This is a genomic window from Citrobacter cronae (assembly GCF_016893685.1).
GTDB lineage: Bacteria > Pseudomonadota > Gammaproteobacteria > Enterobacterales > Enterobacteriaceae > Citrobacter > Citrobacter werkmanii.
This window is the reverse complement of the sequence record NZ_CP069763.1, coordinates 4,276,446-4,277,041: the sequence shown is the minus strand read 5'-3', so window position 1 is coordinate 4,277,041 and position 596 is coordinate 4,276,446. Positions and strand designations below refer to the sequence as shown.

Here is a 596-nt window from a genome sequence, read left to right as displayed (position 1 = left end):
CAACGTGTCCAGTGGTAAGCCTGAGCCTACGCCTAATGATGTAAATGAAGCCATGCCCGATTCCTTGTGATTGCAAACAATTGTTAAGCGGGTTATCGGCAATCTGCGCGCAAAGTTTAATGATAGTTTTGTCAAAATAATGCGCGGAATAGTGGTGCATATAGAGGGTATTTCACGGGCTAAGAAAAAAGAGAGCGGAAAGTAAAAATTTTCTAAAGTTCGAATTTAAGGTGCCGATACATGGGTTACGGTGAGAAACCGTGGGCAACAGCCCAATAACATCGAGTTGTAATTGATAAGGAAAAGATCATGGCACAAGTCATCAATACAAACAGCCTGTCGCTGTTGACCCAAAACAACCTGAACAAATCTCAGTCCGCTCTGGGCTCTGCTATCGAGCGTCTGTCCTCTGGTCTGCGTATCAACAGTGCGAAAGACGATGCTGCTGGTCAGGCGATTGCTAACCGTTTCACCTCTAACATCAAAGGACTGACTCAGGCTTCCCGTAACGCCAACGACGGTATCTCCGTTGCACAGACTACAGAAGGCGCGCTCTCTGAAATCAACAACAACCTGCAGCGTGTTCGTGAACTGGC

The 596-nt window shown here is 46.8% G+C and carries 1 protein-coding gene; it reads left to right on the top strand.

Features of this window, described 5'->3' with window-relative positions; genetic code table 11:
• Positions 1-309: 309 nt before the first annotated feature.
• A partial coding sequence (locus JSN25_RS18630) for a flagellin N-terminal helical domain-containing protein (RefSeq protein ID WP_479690808.1) occupies positions 310-596 on the top strand: 287 nt, incomplete at its 3' end.